Origin of the sequence: Noviherbaspirillum malthae, assembly GCF_015352985.1 — a bacterium.
GTDB lineage: Bacteria > Pseudomonadota > Gammaproteobacteria > Burkholderiales > Burkholderiaceae_D > Noviherbaspirillum > Noviherbaspirillum malthae.
Window position 1 is genome coordinate 33047 of the sequence record NZ_JACYXF010000042.1, and the last position, 18355, is coordinate 51401.

The following is an 18355-nucleotide window of genomic DNA, read 5'->3' on the forward strand; positions in this document are numbered from 1 at the left end:
TGGTTAATGCATCAGACCGGACCGCGGCCGGTGCTGCCTCGATCTGCCTCTCCAAGGCAGTGCAACAGCGCCGTCCGCAGCATGTCCGAGGTATAAGGCTTGGCAATGGCATGCACCCGCAGTTCCCGCAGCCGCTCCGGCGCCACCATGTAACCGCTGGCCAGCAGGATCGGCAGATCGGGCCGCCGCTCGGCGATCTTCCTCGACATGTCGATGCCGTCCATGGACCCTGGCATGAGCACATCGGAAAACACGAGATCGTAGTCTTGCAGGTTCGCTTGCAAAGCCGCATCGGCATTGATCGCTCTATCCACCTTGCAGCCGAAGGCATTGAGCATTGCCTGCGCGATCTCGCCGACGGCCTCGTCGTCTTCCACGCAGAGTATGCGCAGGCCGCGCAGCCGTGTTGCGCCGTCAGCCGCATCGTCTTGCTGCTCGGCCTTCGGGCTTTCGGCTGCGCCGCGCGGCAGCAGGATCGATACTTCGGTACCGTGCTCGCTGGTTCTGATCCATGCGGCGCCGCCCGACTGCTTGGCGAAGCCATAGACCTGGCTCAGGCCCAGGCCGCTGCCCTCTCCGATGCGCTTGGTGGTAAAAAACGGCTCGAAGGCCTGGGCTGCGACTTCCGTCGGCATGCCGGGACCGTCGTCGCTGACGCTGATCCAGACGAAATCACCGGACAGATCGGCAATCTCTGGAATGTCCGGCGTCGGCAGCCTGGCGTTCTGCGCGGCGAGCGTGACATTGCCGCCGGCCGGCAGGACATCCTTGGCATTGATCATCAGATTGAGCATGGCCACTTCGAGCTGCGTCACGTCCGCACGGACATGCCACAAGTCCGATTGCAGCCGCAGTTCGAGTCTGTTCTTCTCACGCAGCGACTGCCGAAGCAGGTCCTTCATCTCCGTCAGGTGCCGGGCCACATCCAGCGCATTGTCGGACAGCACCTGGCGGCGGCCGAATGCCAGCAGCTGCTGCGTCAGCTTGCTGCCGCGTTCCGTCGCACGCAGAATGGTCCCGATAAGCCTTTCGCCGCGATCGGCATTGTCGCCGGCATGGGGCAGCATCTCGCATGCGCCGGAGATGACCTGCAGAAGATTGTTGAAATCGTGCGCAATGCCGCCTGCCAGGCGCCCGATCGCTTCCAGCCGCCGCGCTTCGTTCAGCGCGCCTTCGATGCGCTTGCGCTCATCGGTTTCAAGCTGCAGCGCATGCGTGCGCTCCCGAACCTTTTGCTCCAGGTCGACATTGCTCGCTTCCAGCTTGTGCATCTGGTCGCGCACCACGTACTGCCATGCACGGGCGCGGCAGGCCGCCTCCAGCGCAATCATCAATGCGTCGCCGGATAGCGGTCGGTCCAGCACCGTCACATTGCCGAATTGCCGAAAAAGCCGCCAGCGTGCCGGTGCGCCGGCCCGGCCATGGCCTCCGCTCAAAATGATGACCGGCACATCCGACCATGCGGGCTGCGCGGTCAGGCAGGACAAGATCGTGTCGGTTGCCTCCCGCAGCGACTCTTCGGTGACGACGATGGCAGCGGTGGAATCGTCGAAGAGACTGCAGAGTTCATTGCCCGACCGGCAGACGAATGCCTGTGCGCCGGTACGTTCGATGATCTCCGCCAAGGTCTGGGCATCGCGTCCGAAGGACGCGAAAACGACAATAACCGCCTGCTCCATGTAGACGGTCGGATTGCTCATGCCGCCGTCTGCCCCGGATACATCAGGGTCCTTGGAGTCATGCCGATTTTCCCTTGCTTACGCGCGGCGTGCCCGTAAGCACGCCTTCGAAATCATGCAATTGCGGCCCTACCTGCACGCCGGAATCCGCAAGCGTGTATTCGCGGATGGTCGTCTCGTGCCAGCCCGGCCGCTTCTTCACGACTGATATGGCTTTATGGACTTCGCCTTCCGCTTCATAGAAGCGCAGCAGGATGACGGTATCGGTAATGAACGAGATATCCAGCGGGTCCCGCACGTTCTCCAGCAGCCCGGCCTGCCCCACCACCATCAGGCATAGCACTCCCATGTTGCCCAGATACGAAAGCAGTTCATGCATCTGCAGCATCAGGGCCTGCTCTTCATGCATCGTTTCAAGATAGGAATTCAAACTGTCGATGACCACGACACTGACGTTATGGTCTTCTACCTGCCGCCTGACTTTCCAGATGAATTCGCCCGGCGAAATGCGTGACGGGTTGATGCGCTCCCAATGCACGGAGTCGCGCTTGATGGCATCGGCAATCGACATGGAAAGGCCGGTGGCGCGCTCCAGCAATGTTTCGGACGATTCGTCGAATGAAAAATAGGCGACGCGCTCGTTCCGTTTTGCCGCTGCATTGGCATACTGCAGGGCCAGCGACGATTTCCCCACGCCGGAGGGACCGAGTATCAGCACCGAGTTGCCGCATACCAGGCCGCCGCCCAGCAATTGATCCAGTTCCGGCACGTCGCTCGACATTGGCTCGGTGGACCTCTCGCGATGATGTTCGTCGGCGATCAGGCTGGGAAACACCAGGACTTCGTCCTTGACGATTGCAAAATCGTGCCAGCCGCTTTGAAAATCGGCGCCGCGCATCTTGATGACCCGCATCGAACGGCGCACGGAACCGAATGCGCGTTCGCGCTGTTCCAGCAGCACCACGCCGTGCACGGTGCTTTCGAGGTCGTATCCGCGCGGCTCGATGGTCAGGTCGTCAAGCAGCAAGGTGGTTGCCTGGTACTGCAGCAGGAACTGTTTCAGCGCAATAATTTGCCGGCGATAGCGCATGGGCTCTTCGGCCAGCAGGCGAAGTTCCGATACGGAGTCGACGACGATACGATCAGGCGCATGCTTTTCGATGCAATCGGTGATCAGCTTGATGGTCTTGCCGAGTTCCACTTCGGCAGGAAACAGCACGCTTTGCTGGCGCTCCAGGTCGACTTCAACCGGAATGATTTCCGCAATATCGATGCCGTCCAGCGACCAGCCGTGGCTTTGCGCCGTTGCCCGCAGTTCACGTTCGGTTTCCGACAGCGCGATGTACAGGCACTTCTCGCCGCGCTGTGCTCCATCTATCAGGAAGCGCAGCGAGATGGTCGTCTTGCCGGTGCCCGGCTTACCTTCAAGCAAATGAATACGGTGTTTTAACAATCCCCCTCGGAGCACCACATCGAACTCTGGTATTCCGGTAAGTAACTTTTGCTGATTTTCCAATTCCGGATCCTATGCAATTTTCAAGATCGGGTACGCAGCCTTGAAAGCCGCGGGTTGATCCCGTTCCACAGTACGTTTGCTGCCAATCATTCCTGTGCCTCGGGCGAGCAGCAAATAGCGGGCCAGCCTTTTGATGATGGCAAAGACGCCCTCCTCCTGGTGGCCAAACCCGCATCGGTCATGTCGCTCATGCCTGTCTTGTGAGCCAATGTTGGGAGAATGTAACGTCATATTCGATCTGTATGGTTGCGAACACATCAATATGTTCCTGCCCGAGTATCGCAAATCGCAAGGAAAAGTTCGCGGCATTGGTCCGGAGGCATCGGAACTCATGCCTGTCGTTTTAGAGATGGCCAAGCACTTTTTACCAAAACGCAAAAATGAATTCACTTTTGCCTTCACCTATCGCTTTTAATAACAAATACACTGGCTGCATTTCCAATAGCACACTGCGCAGCCATGCCTATTCAAGCGATTCTCTTCGACGCCTACGGCACGCTGTTCGACGTTTACTCGATCAGCGATTTGGCGGAAAAGCTGTTTCGCGGCAAGGGCGAGGCGCTGGCCAGTCTCTGGCGGGCCAAGCAGATCGAGTACACCCAGCTGCGCACGCTGTGTTCCATGTACAAGCCGTTCTGGGAAATCACCCAGGATGCATTGGTCTTTTCCTGCAAGAAGCTTGATCTCGACCTGACGCTGGACGCACAGCATGCATTGATGTCGCAATACGCAAAGCTGCAGCCCTTTCCCGAGTGCGTGTCCGTCCTTGAACAGTTGAAAGAGGACGGCTTCAAGCTGGCCATTCTTTCCAACGGCAATCCGCAGATGCTGGAAACCGTGGTCAAGGCGGCCGGGATGGAACCGCTGTTCAATCACCTGCTCTCAGTCGACAGCGTCAGGAAATACAAGACCGCGCCCGAGGTTTACCAGATGGGACCGGACATTTTCGGCGTAGCGCCAAAGAACATGCTGTTCGTCTCCAGCAACGGCTGGGATGTCTGCGGCGCAAGCTGGTTCGGCTACAGGACCTTCTGGGTCAACCGCACCGGAGCGCCGATGGAGGAACTGGGCGTCACGCCCAGCCGGGAGGGCCGCACGCTGGATGACCTGCCGGCCTTCGTCAGGCAGGAAGCCGGCCATGGATAAGGATTCAAAGGCCGAGGATTCAAGCGCCGCATCGCCCGTAACCGATTGTCTTATCACGTATCGCCATTACAACCATAAACAACCACAAGAGGTCTCTCACCATGACTAATCGCACTCCTTGCCATCGGCTCCAGGTTGCCGACGTTCTGTACCGCTTCATCGAAGACAAGGTGCTGCCCGGCACCGGCATCGACAGCGCTGCATTCTGGAAGGGCTTTGACGCCATCGCCCACGACCTGGCCCCGAAAAACGCCGCGCTGCTGGCAGAGCGCGATCGCCTGCAGACCGAGCTGGACAAATGGCACAAGGCCAACCCCGGTCCGATCAAGAACATGGAGGCCTACCGTGCCCACCTGGAGTCCATCGGCTACCTGGTGCCGCAGCCGCAGGATGTGCAGTCCACGACCACCAACGTCGACGCCGAACTGGCCCTGCAGGCCGGCCCGCAGCTGGTGGTGCCGATCCTCAATGCCCGCTACGCGCTCAATGCCGCGAATGCGCGCTGGGGTTCGCTCTACGATGCGCTGTACGGCACCGACGCCATTCCCGAAAGCGACGGCGCGACCAAGGCCGGCCCCAACGGTACGGGCTACAACCCGATCCGCGGTGCCAAGGTGGTTGCCTTCGCCCGCGGCTTCCTCGACCAGGCAGCTCCGCTGGCCAGCGGCTCGCATCGCGAAGTCACGGCCTATCAGGTCGTCGACGGCAAGCTGAGCGCGAAGCTGCAGAACGGCAGCACCACCGGTCTGGCCGACGAGAGCAAGTTCATCGGCTACCAGGGCCAGGCCAGCGAACCGACTTCGGTGCTGCTGATCAACAACGGCCTGCACATCGACATCCAGATCGACCGCGGCACGCGCATCGGCAAGGATGATCCGGCAGGCGTGGCCGACGTCGTGATCGAATCCGCGCTGTCGACCATTCTCGACCTAGAAGATTCGGTTGCCGCCGTCGATGCGCAGGACAAGGTGCTGGCCTACAGCAACTGGCTCGGCATCCTGCAGGCCTCGCTGTCGGAAAGCGTCACCAAGGGCGACAAGACCTTCACCCGCAGCCTGAACGGCGACCGCCAGTACACCGCCGGCGTCGGCGCCGCCAATGCCAAGGACGGCGTGGTGACCCTGCACGGCCGTTCGCTGCTCTTCCTGCGCAATGTCGGCCACCTGATGACCAACCCGGCGATCCTGCTGGAAAACGGCCAGGAAATCCCGGAAGGCATCATGGATGCGGTGGTCACCACCACCATCGCGCTGCACGACTTGAAGCGCAAGGCCGGCCAGACCATCGGCAACTCGCGCACCGGCTCGGTCTACATCGTCAAGCCGAAGATGCACGGCCCCGCGGAAGTCGCCTTCGCAAGCGAGCTGTTCGGCCGCGTCGAAGGCATGCTCGGCCTGGCGGCCAACACCGTCAAGCTCGGTATCATGGATGAAGAGCGCCGCACCAGCGTCAACCTGAAGGCCTGCATCAACGAAGCGCGCGCCCGCGTGGCCTTCATCAACACCGGCTTCCTCGACCGCACCGGCGACGAGATGCATACCGCAATGCATGCCGGCCCGATGCTGCGCAAGGGCGACATGAAGACCAGCGCCTGGCTGTCCGCCTACGAGCGCAGCAACGTGCTGGTGGGCCTGTCCTGCGGCCTGCGCGGACGCGCGCAGATCGGCAAGGGCATGTGGGCGATGCCCGACCTGATGGCCGCGATGCTGGAACAGAAGATCGCGCATCCCAAGGCCGGCGCCAACACTGCATGGGTGCCCTCGCCTACCGCCGCAACCCTGCATGCGCTGCACTACCACCAGATCAGCGTGGCCAATGTGCAGAAGGAACTGGAGAAGATCGACGCCAATGCCGAAACTGCGCGCCTGCTGAACGACTTGCTGACGATTCCGGTCGCCGCCGAAGCCAAGTGGTCCGCCGCCGACATCCAGCAGGAGCTGGACAACAATGCGCAAGGCATTCTCGGCTACGTGGTGCGCTGGGTCGACCAGGGCGTGGGCTGCTCCAAGGTGCCCGACATCCACAACGTCGGGCTGATGGAAGACCGCGCCACGCTGCGCATCTCCAGCCAGCACATCGCCAACTGGCTGCTGCACGGCATCGTCACCAAAGAACAGGTCGAGGAAACCCTGCAGCGCATGGCCAAGGTGGTGGACGCTCAGAACGACAACGATCCGTTCTACAAGCCGATGGCGCCGAACTTCGAGGCTTCCTATGCCTACCGCGCCGCACGCGATCTGGTGCTGAAGGGCCTCGAGCAGCCGAGCGGCTACACCGAGCCGCTGCTGCATGCATGGCGTTTGCGTGTGAAGGCTGAGATGCCTCGGTAAGCAGGCAGGATTGACGGCCTCGGCTTGTCAGGACGACGCGCTCTTGACGGCAGCAGGCTGAGGCCATCGGTATCCTTGCTGCCTTGGTTTATTGAAAGGCCCCTGTCAGCTTCCGCAGACAGGGGCCTTTGTTTTTCATGTCGTCATGAAACTGAAGAATTCGGCGACATGTGCGGGCATTTCAGTGCTCGCAACTAACGTCATTCAAGGATGTAAAAGCAGCCATTACCTGGTTTCGGTTGACGGGCCTATATCGACCCAAACCGGGAGTACCCACCTTCCGGAAGCAGCCCGTCGTTGGATCGTCGCCGCAAACTTAGAAACATCTACAGAGATTAGGGCGGTCATAAACATGCCTTCACACGCCCTGACCGTATGCCACTCACTCGCGGTTTGCTAGACTCTGTCGAATCCATATGAAAGCTACAGCCATTTCATGCTGTAGCGCAGAAAGTTTGCTGCAGCCCGGTATGTACCAATGCTTCAAACCGCTCAGCAACCAATGGCCGGCTAAAGAAAAAGCCCTGGTAGAACTGGCAGCCGTTTTTAGCGAGAAATTCGCAATGCGCTTCCGTCTCGACTCCTTCTGCCATGACTTCGAGGCCGATGCTTCTTCCCAGCATGATGATCGCATTGACAATAACAGCGGCATTGTGATCGTTCAGCGCATCGCTCACGAATGAACGGTCAATTTTCAGTTGATCAAGCGGAAGTCGCTTTAGATACGCCAATGAGGAATAGCCGGTTCCGAAATCATCCAGCGAAAAGCCGACCCCCTTGATCTTTAGCGCCGCCATCTTGTCAATGGTGCCTTCGACGTCGTCTACTAATAGGGTTTCGGTCAGCTCGATTTTGAGACGATGTGGGTTGGCGCCGGTGATTTCCAGCGTTCTCAGCACGTCTTCGACAAAATCGGGACAGTGCAATTGACTTGCGCTGACGTTCACCGCAAGAGTGAGATGAGCGGTTTCTTCCTTGCGCGCCCACATCGCCAACCGGCGACATGCGCATTCCAATACCCAGCGGCCGAGCGGAAGAATCAGCCCCGTTTCTTCAGCCACGGGAATGAATTCGGCGGGAGAAATCATCCCGCGCTCCGGATGCTGCCATCGGACCAGCGCTTCCGCGCCTGTCACCCTGCCTTCCGAGTTCACTTGCGGCTGGTAATGCAACACCAGCTGCTCGTCTTGCAACGCTTGGCGAAGGTCCGCTTCGAGCGCAGCCTTTGCCATGACCGCGGCCTGCATTTCGGGATCGAAAAAGCGCAGGGTATTGCGCCCTTCTCCCTTGGCCCGGTACATGGCAAGATCAGCCCGCCTCAGCACTTCATTGGGGCTTTCGTCCTGGTATTCGAAAAGGGTGATTCCCATGCTGGCGCTGCCGAAATACTTGACCGGGCCGAGGGCGTACGGCTCTTTGAGCGCCGACAGAATCTTTTCACCGACGAGCTTCGCATGCGATGCCGCCGCGCATGGAACAGTGCTCAGATCTTCCAGGATGATCACGAACTCGTCACCGCCCAAGCGAGCCACGGTATCGCTGGCGCGCACGCATGACAACAATCGGCCGGCAACCTGCTGCAGCAGGAGATCTCCCTTGTCGTGACCGAAAGTGTCGTTGAGGGTTTTGTAATTATCCAGATCCATGAAAAGCAGTGCTCCGCCACTGGAATTCCGGCGGCTCCGTGCTAAAGCATGGCTCAATCGCTCCATGAGAAGGCGGCGGTTGGGCAGTTGGGTCAATGAATCATAGAACGCCAGATGCTCAATCTTGCTTTCGGCGGCCTTGCGTTCCGTAATGTCCCGGAACGTGACCACGCTTCCCATGATGCGCCCTTCATCGAGGATCGGATAGCTTGTGTATTCGACCGGAAACGATGTGCCGTCGCTGCGCCAGAAGACTTCATCTTTTTCATAGGATCCCTCGCCGGAATGATAAGCTCGAAAAATGGGGCAGTGTTCGGCAGGATAAGCAGACCCATCTGCATGCCGGTAATGGACGAGCTCATGCATGTCTTTGCCAAGCACATCCTGCACTTCATATCCCAGCATTTGAGCCGCAGCGCGATTGATGAAGGTGCATAGCCCATGGCTATTTATGCCCCAGATACCTTCGCCTGTTGACTCCAGCAGGAGATTTTTCTCCTTCGATAACCGGTCGCGTTCAATTTCAGCCTGCTTGAGTTCTGACAGGTCTGTCATGCTGCCGACCATGCGCGATACATTGCCTTCCGAATCTCGAAGCACATACCCCCGGTCCAGGACAAAGGCATAGGATCCATCGCGCCGGGAGAACCTGTATTCATCCATCCAGTATTCGGTACCGCCTTCAAGGGTGCTGCGCACGCGATGCAATACTCGCTGACGGTCCTCAGGATGGATACGATCACGCCACCAATCTATGCCGGTCCCAATCTCTTCTCGCGGGCAGCCAGACAGCAACTCGACGTTTTCGTTCCACCATGTCTCATGCGACCTCGCATTCCAATCCCAGACTGCATCAGAGGTCGCCTTCATGACGATATTGAAGCGCTCCTCGCTCGCACGCAGAGCTTCTTCGCGGCGCCGGCGTTCGGAGATGTCCGTAAAATAGATGGCCAAGCCTTCTGCAGAAGGGGAAACCCGCAATTCTCCCCATTTGTCGAGCGGCGGATAATAGGCTTCAAACGAGATCGCACGGTTTTCCTGTACGGCGCGGCGATACTGGATCTCGAAAATACTGCCAGCTGCTGCCGCAAATTCTTCCCAAATCACCTTGTCCAGCAGTTCAGTGCGCGGTCTCTGAAGAAAGTGTTCCGCATTCTTGTTCACATAAATGAACCGCCACTCAAGATCAAGCATATAAAACGCATCGGATATGCTTTCGAGCATGGTGATCAGTCGACTATCCAGAGGCGCGGCCAATTGTGTTGAGCCTCCGATGCTTTCGAGTTCCGGAACAGCCCCAGCCAATTCGTGCCTCTCAGTTCTCGCGCCTGCATTCGATGCTATCTTCGAGCGGGTTGTATACCGATCCAATTTTTTGCCGCGCTTTAGGGTTTTCTCAGGATTGGATACATATTTCATGGCTTGTATTTAGATCCATTACGGTAGTCCAAACAGTTTGGAAATATTACCGCATGGAAACCCAACGATGAGGGAAAAATCCGATGCTCGGCTAGCCCCGCGTTGCGTTTTGGTATGAAGAAGGTGGATAAAGCTGGTTTCGCACAACCTTCTTGGCAAGAACTATTCTTGATAAAAGGCGTTTTCAAATAAGCATTGCACCTTGGGCATGAACGTGGCTACCCTGCAACCTCAAGCGCTTCGCTGATGTCGATGGAAATGCCAACGTGCCCCGCATATTCACCCTCGGAGGTAAACCAGGGCAGCGCATTGGTTTCCAGCCAGCGCCATTCCCCATCCTTTCTTTTGACGCGCACCCGGTGCAGCAGGCGCCCATGCTGGCGGATCGCCTTGTCGAGCGCGGCCACATAGGATGGCAGATCCTGGGGGTGAACCACCTTATGCCACGCGGCGCCCATGAGATCCTTCAGCGGCACGCCCAGCATCTCCCGGAAACGCGGGTTCAGATAAACCGCGTTCCCATTGACGTCCACCTGCCAGATCAGGCCGGGGGAGGCCTCGGCCAGCGCGCGGAACCGGGTTTCGCTCTCGCGCAAGGCCTCCTCGGTGCTCCTGCGCTCGGTAATGTCTTGCACGATGATCGCCATCCTGTCCTCACTCATCGGAAAAAAGCGGATCAGATACCAGCGGCCAAAAGGCGCATAGTAGTTTTCCACCTCGGCCGACACCCGATCGCGTGCGGCCCGCCGAAAGGCCAGGCCCGATTCATCGTCGCGTGCTTCGCGAAACGCTTCGGTGAGATATTGTTTGCCGATCAGGCTGTCGGCGTTGATCCCTTGCTCGGCAAGCATCTTCCATGCGGCTGCGTTGAAATAGACGAACCGGGACTCGGCATCCAGCGTCATCAGTCCATCGATGGTGCTGTTCAATACCGTCACGTAATATTCTTGCTGTTCCCTCAGCGCTGCCTCGGTGTACAGGCGCTCGATGATGCTGACCGCCTGGCGCGCATAAAGATCGAGCATGCGCAGTTCACGGTCCAGGGGATAGTGAGGCTCGCGGAAATGCGTGGAAAGGACGCCCAGCAATTTTCCACCACGCCCGAACAGGGGCGTGGATTGCCAGGCCCGGATGCCTACCGAATCGAGAAGCGACCTGTCTGCCGCAAATCGGGGGTCCAGGTAGCCATCCTGAACGATGGTACGCTTGCCATGCTTGGCGGCCCCGCCGCTTGCGGTACTGTCGTTGCATTTCACGGAACGGAAATGCGCCAGGAACTCCACGCTGAGTCCTTGTTGCGTGACGATTTCCAGAGTCTGCGTGTGCGGCCTGTAAAGCTGTATCGTGCCCATTGCCGTGCCGAACATGGAAATCGCTGCGCTCAGCACTTCCTTGAGCGCGAGTTCAAAATCCTGAACGTCCAGCAGGCGGGTGCCGAGAAGCTGCAACCGGCTCATTGCCTGCAACTCCGCGCTCAGCCGCGCTTCGGCTCCCTGCAGGGCTTCCTGCGCACGCTTGCGGTCGGTAATGTCATTGGCGTACAGCAGAATACCGCCATCCTCCACCGGCGATGCGCCCATCTCGGTCCATGCCTGTGAATGCACATCGTAGTACTCGAAGCGTGCCGCCATTCGGCTTGCCATGGCGCGGCGGTATTCCAGCTCGACCAGGGTTCCCTGCAGCGTGGGAAAGGCTTCCCAATAGTTTCTGTTGACCAGACAGGTTCGTGGCAGGCGGGCTCGCTTTTCTGCCGCGCTGTTAAGGTAAGTGATCCGCCATTCGGAATCGACCGCCATGAGTCCCTCGCTCAAGCCTTCAAGGATGGTCAAGGGCACCGCACGCAGTTGTTCATCGCTGCGCCGCGTTTCATGCCGGGATCGCGTCAGAGCGATCATCCCTCTGGCCTTGCTTGACAGCTCGCGCCCGTTGAAGGGCTTGGCAAGCCAGTCGTCGGCGCCGGCGCGCATGCCTTCCTCATCAGCGCTGTCGTTCGGCCTGGAAAACAGCAGGATGAACGCTATCGTCGAGGTAGAGGCGTGGGCGCGCAGAGCACCAAGCAGATCGAAGCCGTCCGGCTCCGGCCTGGCCAGTCCGCTTAGCACCAGTTCCGGCCGGTGTTCCAGGGCAGCCTGCAATGCCAGAGGGCCACTGGGGGCCGAGATGACCTTGTATTCCTTGCCGAACAACTGTTCCAGGTAGGCTCGCATGCCGGCATGGGATTCCGCCACCAGCACCTTGGCCTTCGGCTCGTCGTTGGCAGCAGGATGCAAAGCCTCCGCCATTGCCTCCTCGGTCGGTGGACTTGGGAATTCATAGGGTTGTGCCGGCAACGCAGACAGGGCGGGCCGGTCCCACTCGGCAAATGCGCTGGCGCGGTTGCCGGGCAAGTGTCGGAACGGGTGATGGTTCAAGCGATCGAGGCAGGGCCGCAGCGTGGCCTCGACATCCGCTGCCGTGGCAAACTGCCGGTGACGCAATTCACGCACGATCCAGCGTTCAAGAAATTTGACCTGCAATACGGCCTGCGACTGATGTCTGGCATCCTGCAGCATCGACGGCAACACCGAGGTGCCATAATGGCGGGCGAAGCTGCGCACCATATCATCATCGCGCGGGGCATCGATGGGCACCATTCCGTTCGAGCCATCGGATATGATGAGCCGCGGCACGCCCTCATAGAAATGCAAGGCGCGGACAGCGCAACGGATCCACTCATGCATCGTTTCTGCGGAGGCGACGCAGGCGAAGGCAAGCCTGGAAGCGCCCATTGTGGCCAGGAAAATATACGCACAGCCGCCTTCGGTCAGCGGAATGGCCGATACGGCGAAATTACCGAACATCTTTTCGCCGCCTCGAAACACCTGCCGCAAGGAGCGGCCGAGCCGCAAGACGAAGGAATGGTAATGCTGGCAGAACTGGGTATAGCGGTAGATTTTCTGTTCAGCATAATCGGCCTTGTACCGCTCCCATTCGCTCAGAAGGGTATTGCCGCTGCGGCATAAACGAAGATGGAGGCGGCCGTAGTCAGGCCGTACATAGGGGAACGGCTGTTGCCGGCGCACATGCAGGCACTGCCTGAGTTCGGGTTCGCTCATCAGTCGCGCCGCCGACCAATCGAGCCCGACGTTCTTCGCCAATCCGACGTATTTCCCCACCACGCCTTTCGAAAGGTCCAGCGATTGCGCAATTTGCTCGTGCGAAAGCCGCACGTCCATTTTCAGGCGCAGGATATCCTTGATCTTGTCAGTAGAAATTGCAGGGCTGCGCATGTTCGCCTCAGGCAGAGAAACGACCTTTATGAAAAGGTGGAAGACGGGAGATCATGTACAGTGATTTTAGCCTTGCCAATCATGCAATGTATGTCCGGTTCATTACCTTCGATTCATCGCGAGGCAAAGATACCGATTACTGAATGCACAGTCGCGGCCCTGAGCAGAGCGGACACAACAGTGCAAAAAGAGTGGTCACGTAAGGCCGACAATTAGGAGCTTTTGCAGAGGCCCAAAAGCGAGATGCATGAGCGAAGCACAATGCAATATTCTTTGGAAGAACGCAAAGAACGAAGAGTTTCTCTGTCGGTACACCAAACGTGCACATTACGGGAAGTGGTTGGGTCTCATTTCAGAAGAGACGGATGTACCAACTCTCACGTCGAAGCCACTCCTTCTCATTCCAGTCCCCAGGCTTGGGAACGAGAGAAGCCGCAATCACATAGGCATGATTCATGGATTCGTGCATGCGAAAACGCTGCCGCCAAACCGGTATCAATGCAAGGACCACGGCAGCAACTGCGCCCGGCGCCGTCATCATTTTCCAAAACTTATGCATGTCATCCCTTCAGAAAGAGATCATGGAATGAAAGAACGCCCTATCCTCTTTTCCGCGCCCATGATCCGGGCCTTGCTCGACGGCCGCAAAACGCAGACGCGGCGCATCCTGAAACCACAGCCGCAAGCCGGAACGGAAGAAGTCCTTGAGAACCATGGAAATGTCTTTCAACCATGGAGCGACACCGAAAGCCGCCTCTTGCCTGATCAGAACTGGAGATGCCCCTACGGCGTCCCGGGCGACCGGCTTTGGGTGAAGGAAAGTATCGTGCGCGGATACGGCAATGACATGCAGATGTCGCGTTACTCGGCCGATGGTTTGCCGACCGTCGCTGACGCCTGGCCCTGGCAGCGAAATCACCTGGCATCAATCCATTGCCCGCGTCGCCTGTCCCGCATTCTCCTGGAAGTGAATGGCGTGCGGGTGGAACGACTGCAAGACATCAGTGAAACTGATGCGGCTGCCGAAGGCGTCAACGGCATCAGCAGCCTGATTCCGACCAGCCGGGACGCCTACCGGCAACTGTGGAAAGACCTTAACGGTGCCGGCAGCTGGGACTCCAATCCATGGATCTGGGTGGTGAGCTTCAAGAGGATCAACAAATGAGCAGTACCGATATCGTTGACACTCCATCTTTGCGATTTCGACACCGTTGCGCAACCTCTCGAGCACACGCCCCGCACCGCTCGATGGCGTATCGTCCGCACACCGGATTATCGAAGGCAATCCGCTTACCTTCCGCTTCAGGCAACCTTGTATTTCCCGATGCGGCTTCCAGGAAAGCCCTCGCGATCAGTACGCAATGAGTGAACAAGCAGCCTTTCTTCAACCGAAATCAATGGCGAGCGTCAAGCGCATCTTCACTTGAGCTTCAGAGGGCGATCCTGTTCTCAATTTTCATTGAGCACGTTCTAATCGCATGGCAGCAGGCGTCATCATCGGCACACTTGCATGGCGCTTCGGCGCGCACGCGGAGCAATGGTCCGCCAAGCTCGGGAATACGCCGAAAGATCTGACGGCAGGATCATGGAGACAACGGTGATCCGGGACAGCCTGGCATCCGTACCAGGCCAAGGCACTGTTTGGGCCGCAAGGCCGCGCTGGCCGACGCCGACGAGAAGCAGCAAGGCTTCGACATCGTAGTGAGCCGGCCGGACGTAACCCCGATGATGCGGCGTCATCGCCGGCGTCCGTTTGCCGGCTGCATCGTCACCATGTCGCGTTGCTCGACGTCCTTCCACACTTCGATGCCGTTCGCCCTCGGTTTCATTTTCGGATTCGCCATTGGTGATTTCTGGTACCCGATCCCCGAGACAGTGCCTATCAATATTCAGAGGCAGGACACTTACCACATGGTGGCTCATTTCCAGCATGTGCCGTGTGCACGCTCAAGTTTTGTCTATGGCAGGAAGCGGCACTCCTTACTAGCTGGCGATGTCCGATATTATTCGAAGCCGCTCGAACTGAAGACGGCATATGCCGACGGGCGGCGGCACAGGATAGCGAAACGGACGGTCACACAACGCCGAAATCATCCACCGCCCGACTATGCCTGCGTGCAGATTTCGACAGCTCCTGCATCTCATATTTTCTGGTGCGGCAAGGGGCGCGCAGCCACCGTATCAAAGCGCACCGCATTCAGTCTTTTGATTGAACTTACGTACACAAAGCCATTCTCAGCCGTTGAATGGGTCCGCGATGTCGCATGCATTCACATGTGATGACGAGACTGCGGATCATCGGACCGTACGATGAAGACTATCGTCATATCCTGCGAAGAAGCAGTCATGGCTGGCCCTGTGATATCGAACATGCCGGCTCAGGCTTTGCTACGGAAAGCGTCCTGCTGCGGTGAATGTCTTCTCGTCAGAAAAATTCTGACCTGGGACACGAAGCCGCCGTAGCTCATGATGAAAGATTTCTGGCTATGGGCCCGTACGGGCTGTTGCACCTGTGAACGGCTTGCCGATGGCACGGTGCAATGGGTAAGGACATCGGCGGGCGAATCGAAGGCAGCGCGGCGTGTTCGAAAGGAGCGGCTGCAAGGCTCGCCATGTTGTTGCGAGCAGCTGCCGTCACTACTTCTTGGTTAGGAGAATCTTATGCTGGCAATGAATTACAGAGGCCCCTACAGGGTACGCGCAGAACAAAAGCCCGATCCGCAAATCGAGCACCCGAACGACGCGATCGTACGCGTCTCGCGCGCATGCATCTGCGGATCGGATCTGCATCTTTATCATGGCCTGGTCCCCGACACCAGGGTCGGCATGATCTTTGGCCACGAGTTCACCGGCATCGTGGAAGAGGTCGGCCCGTCGGTCCGGAACGTGAAGGTGGGCGACCATGTGCTCGTGCCTTTCAATATCTTTTGCGGTTCATGCTTCTTCTGCCAGCGCGAGCTGTACAGCAACTGCCATAACACCAACCCCGAGGCAACCGCAGTCGGCGGCATCTATGGCTACTCGCACACGACGGGGGGGTATGACGGCGGCCAGGCCGAGTATGTCCGCGTGCCGTTGGCAGACATCAATCCGACGATCATTCCCAAGGACATTCATCCCGATGATGCCGTTCTGTTGACCGATGCCTGCCCGACCGGCTACCAGGCCGCGGAAATGGGCGACATCGCTCAGGGCGACACCGTCGTCGTTTTCGGCGCCGGTCCTGTCGGCATCTTTGCCGCGAAGTCGGCTTGGCTCATGGGCGCGGGACGTGTCATCGTGGTCGACCATGTGGAATACCGGCTGGAATTCGTCAAGAATTTCGCGCAATGCGAGGTGGTCAACTTCAGGGAAGTCGATGACATGGCCATCCATATCAAGAAGATGACCGACTGGCTGGGCGCCGACGTCTGCATCGATGCAGTAGGCTGCGAAGCCGCCGGCAGCGCTATACAGCGGCTCACAGGCAGATACCTGAAATGGCAGGCCGGTACCAGCACGGCGCTGCACTGGGCGATCAATTCCGTGCGCAAGGGCGGCACGGTTTCCATCGTCGGCGTGTATGGGCCTCCATACAACGTCGTGCCGATCGGGAATGCGCTGAACAAAGGCATCACCATGCGCATGAATCAGGCCAGCGTGAAGCGCCACCTGCCGCGCCTGTTCGAGCATATCCGCGCGGGCAACCTGGAACCGAGGAAGATCATCACGCATCGGGTGCCGCTCGAGGAAGTGTCCGACGCTTATCACATCTTCTCCAGCAAGCTGGATAACTGCATCAAGACCATCCTGGTCCCGCCCAGAGCGCCCCACCTGGCAACGGTGCACTGAACGGCCTAATCCATCCATTGCAAGGAGTGAAGCGAAATGGACATACAAACTCGCCCGACCAATCTGCGCGACCACAGCGGGACAAAAGCGCAGCATCGGCACGAACGCGACGACAGTAAAAAGTCGGCTGACGATTTTTCCCACATCAAGGGCTGGGGAGCCGATCTCGATCCCAACAACCGGCCGGCTTATCCGATGGAGAGGACCCCGCCGCGGCTGGAAGGGCTGCATTGGCACGATGTCGAAGACCAGCCGCTGAGAATGAAGGTTTATCACTCGGTCGAACGGCCTGGCATCACGCCGGTGTTCGGGACCAGCACGCCGCCCAGCGGCATCAGCGGGAAGATACGGGATGTCGCGTATGGATTCAGCGAGAACGACGTTCGCCACTGGCTGCTATTGCTGTTTGCTGATCGGGTCAACGTCGTGGAAGGCATAGGGCAGGATCTCATGGGCGGCCGCGTTCCCAACGTCTTCGCCGAAATGGGCATCAATGCCGAATGGCGCTACAACCGCGCGGGGCTCATCCGCACGGCGGCGGTAGCATCCGCGGTGATCGGCGTCGGCTATATTCTGCTCAAGCGACGGAACGCGCACACATACCGGTTTTGAACCCGCATTGGAGGACGTTATGCCTGAACTGAATGCGCTTGCGGGCCGCCGCATCGCCGTACTGGCAGTCGACGGTTTTGAGAAGGTCGAACTCGCCGTTCCGGTCGCCGCCCTCAAGATGGAGGGAGCGGATGTCGACATCATATCGCTGCATCCCGGGCGGATCCGCGGCGTCAATCTGCACGAACCGGCGAGCAAGGTGCACGTCGACAAAACCCTGGACCAGGCCAGTCCGGCGGAATACAACGGGCTGCTGATACCGGGCGGATTCATCAACCCGGACCTGTTGCGCCAGTCCGCCGAGGCGCGCGACTTCGTGCGCGTGTTCGACCGGCAGCGCAAGCCGATCGCAACCCTTTGCCATGGGCCCTGGCTGTTGGCCTCCGCGGGACTTACCTCGAGAAGGACAATGACATCCTGGCCGGGTATACGGGATGACATGGTGAACGCAGGCGCCACCTGGCTGGACCGGGAAGTGGTGAGGGACGGCAATTGGGTAACCAGCCGCGGACCGCAGGACATGGTGCCGTTCGTGAGTGCGATGACCGAATTGTTTTCCGGCGCCGCAGGTGCTCAGAGTGTCGAGCAAGCCACCCGTTCGGATCCGCAGCGCGAGGAGCCGCCGGCGCTGGTGGTCAATTCCGTGCGCTGGCTGCCGCGCCCGTCATTCCGGACCATATTGGGAGTGGCGTTGATCGGCATGGGATTGGCGGCGACAGGCCGGCGGCGGCCTGACTATCGGATGAGCCAGGCGCCGGAACGTCATCGGCTGGGCCATGCCTAGAGCCTGTTATGAACTAAAGAAGATGGACATGGTTTTGCTAAGCATGAGACAGACGAAGGCGACATAGTGAAGCCCCGCCAATGTCTGTGCCATGCGTTCATAATCGCGTGCCAATCTTCGGAA

Annotated in this window: 12 protein-coding genes and 1 pseudogene; 8 read left to right on the top strand and 5 right to left on the bottom strand. The window is 58.9% G+C overall.

The genetic code is table 11. The features are described from left to right. Window positions 1-11 precede the first annotated feature (11 nt). Complete coding sequence (locus IGW03_RS27045; protein ID WP_194725650.1) at window positions 12-1700, bottom strand: response regulator; 1689 nt, start codon at window positions 1698-1700, stop codon at window positions 12-14. Between the two features lie 37 nt (window positions 1701-1737). Next, entirely contained in the window at window positions 1738-3195 is a 1458-nt protein-coding gene (locus IGW03_RS27050) for an ATPase domain-containing protein (protein WP_194725651.1), read from the bottom strand. Between the two features lie 262 nt (window positions 3196-3457). Here IGW03_RS27050 and IGW03_RS27055 point away from each other — a divergent pair, with 262 nt between their 5' ends. The 3 genes from IGW03_RS27055 (at window position 3458) to IGW03_RS27065 (ending at window position 6671) form a co-directional block, all read left to right on the top strand. After that, window positions 3458-3610, top strand: a complete 153-nt coding sequence (locus tag IGW03_RS27055; protein ID WP_194725652.1) for a hypothetical protein — start codon at window positions 3458-3460, stop codon at window positions 3608-3610. A gap of 44 nt (window positions 3611-3654) precedes the next feature. Further along, complete coding sequence (locus IGW03_RS27060) at window positions 3655-4341, top strand: haloacid dehalogenase type II (RefSeq protein WP_194725653.1); 687 nt, start codon at window positions 3655-3657, stop codon at window positions 4339-4341. Between the two features lie 101 nt (window positions 4342-4442). Further along, entirely contained in the window at window positions 4443-6671 is a 2229-nt protein-coding gene (locus IGW03_RS27065; protein WP_194725654.1) for a malate synthase G, read from the top strand. A gap of 434 nt (window positions 6672-7105) precedes the next feature. Here IGW03_RS27065 and IGW03_RS27070 read toward each other — a convergent pair whose 3' ends face one another. Together IGW03_RS27070 and IGW03_RS27075 are read right to left on the bottom strand one after the other, a co-directional pair. Continuing rightward, complete coding sequence (locus IGW03_RS27070) at window positions 7106-9736, bottom strand: sensor domain-containing protein (protein WP_194725655.1); 2631 nt, start codon at window positions 9734-9736, stop codon at window positions 7106-7108. Window positions 9737-9954: 218 nt separating this feature from the next. Then, window positions 9955-13005: a PAS domain S-box protein gene (locus IGW03_RS27075; protein WP_194725656.1), complete on the bottom strand. Its 3051-nt coding sequence runs from the start codon at window positions 13003-13005 to the stop codon at window positions 9955-9957. A gap of 247 nt (window positions 13006-13252) precedes the next feature. On the opposite strand from IGW03_RS27075, the gene IGW03_RS38955 reads away from it, so the two are divergent. The 5 genes from IGW03_RS38955 (at window position 13253) to IGW03_RS27100 (ending at window position 18232) form a co-directional block, all read left to right on the top strand. Then, on the top strand, window positions 13253-14170 hold the full coding sequence (locus tag IGW03_RS38955) for a hypothetical protein (RefSeq protein WP_323745033.1): 918 nt from the start codon (window positions 13253-13255) through the stop codon (window positions 14168-14170). A 476-nt stretch (window positions 14171-14646) separates the two neighbouring features. Continuing rightward, window positions 14647-15285: a hypothetical protein gene (locus tag IGW03_RS27085; protein ID WP_194725657.1), complete on the top strand. Its 639-nt coding sequence runs from the start codon at window positions 14647-14649 to the stop codon at window positions 15283-15285. A 381-nt stretch (window positions 15286-15666) separates the two neighbouring features. Then, entirely contained in the window at window positions 15667-16836 is a 1170-nt protein-coding gene (locus IGW03_RS27090; protein WP_194725658.1) for a zinc-dependent alcohol dehydrogenase, read from the top strand. A gap of 36 nt (window positions 16837-16872) precedes the next feature. Further along, window positions 16873-17448 carry a hypothetical protein gene (locus tag IGW03_RS27095; protein ID WP_228536123.1) on the top strand — a complete coding sequence of 192 codons (576 nt, stop codon included), beginning with the start codon at window positions 16873-16875 and terminating at the stop codon, window positions 17446-17448. A gap of 19 nt (window positions 17449-17467) precedes the next feature. Beyond that, window positions 17468-18232, top strand: coding sequence for a type 1 glutamine amidotransferase domain-containing protein (locus tag IGW03_RS27100; protein WP_194725659.1), 765 nt, complete (start codon window positions 17468-17470; stop codon window positions 18230-18232). A 6-nt stretch (window positions 18233-18238) separates the two neighbouring features. On the opposite strand, the pseudogene IGW03_RS27105 reads toward IGW03_RS27100, so the two are convergent. Continuing rightward, a pseudogene (locus IGW03_RS27105) lies at window positions 18239-18355 on the bottom strand (IS5/IS1182 family transposase); the annotation flags it as partial.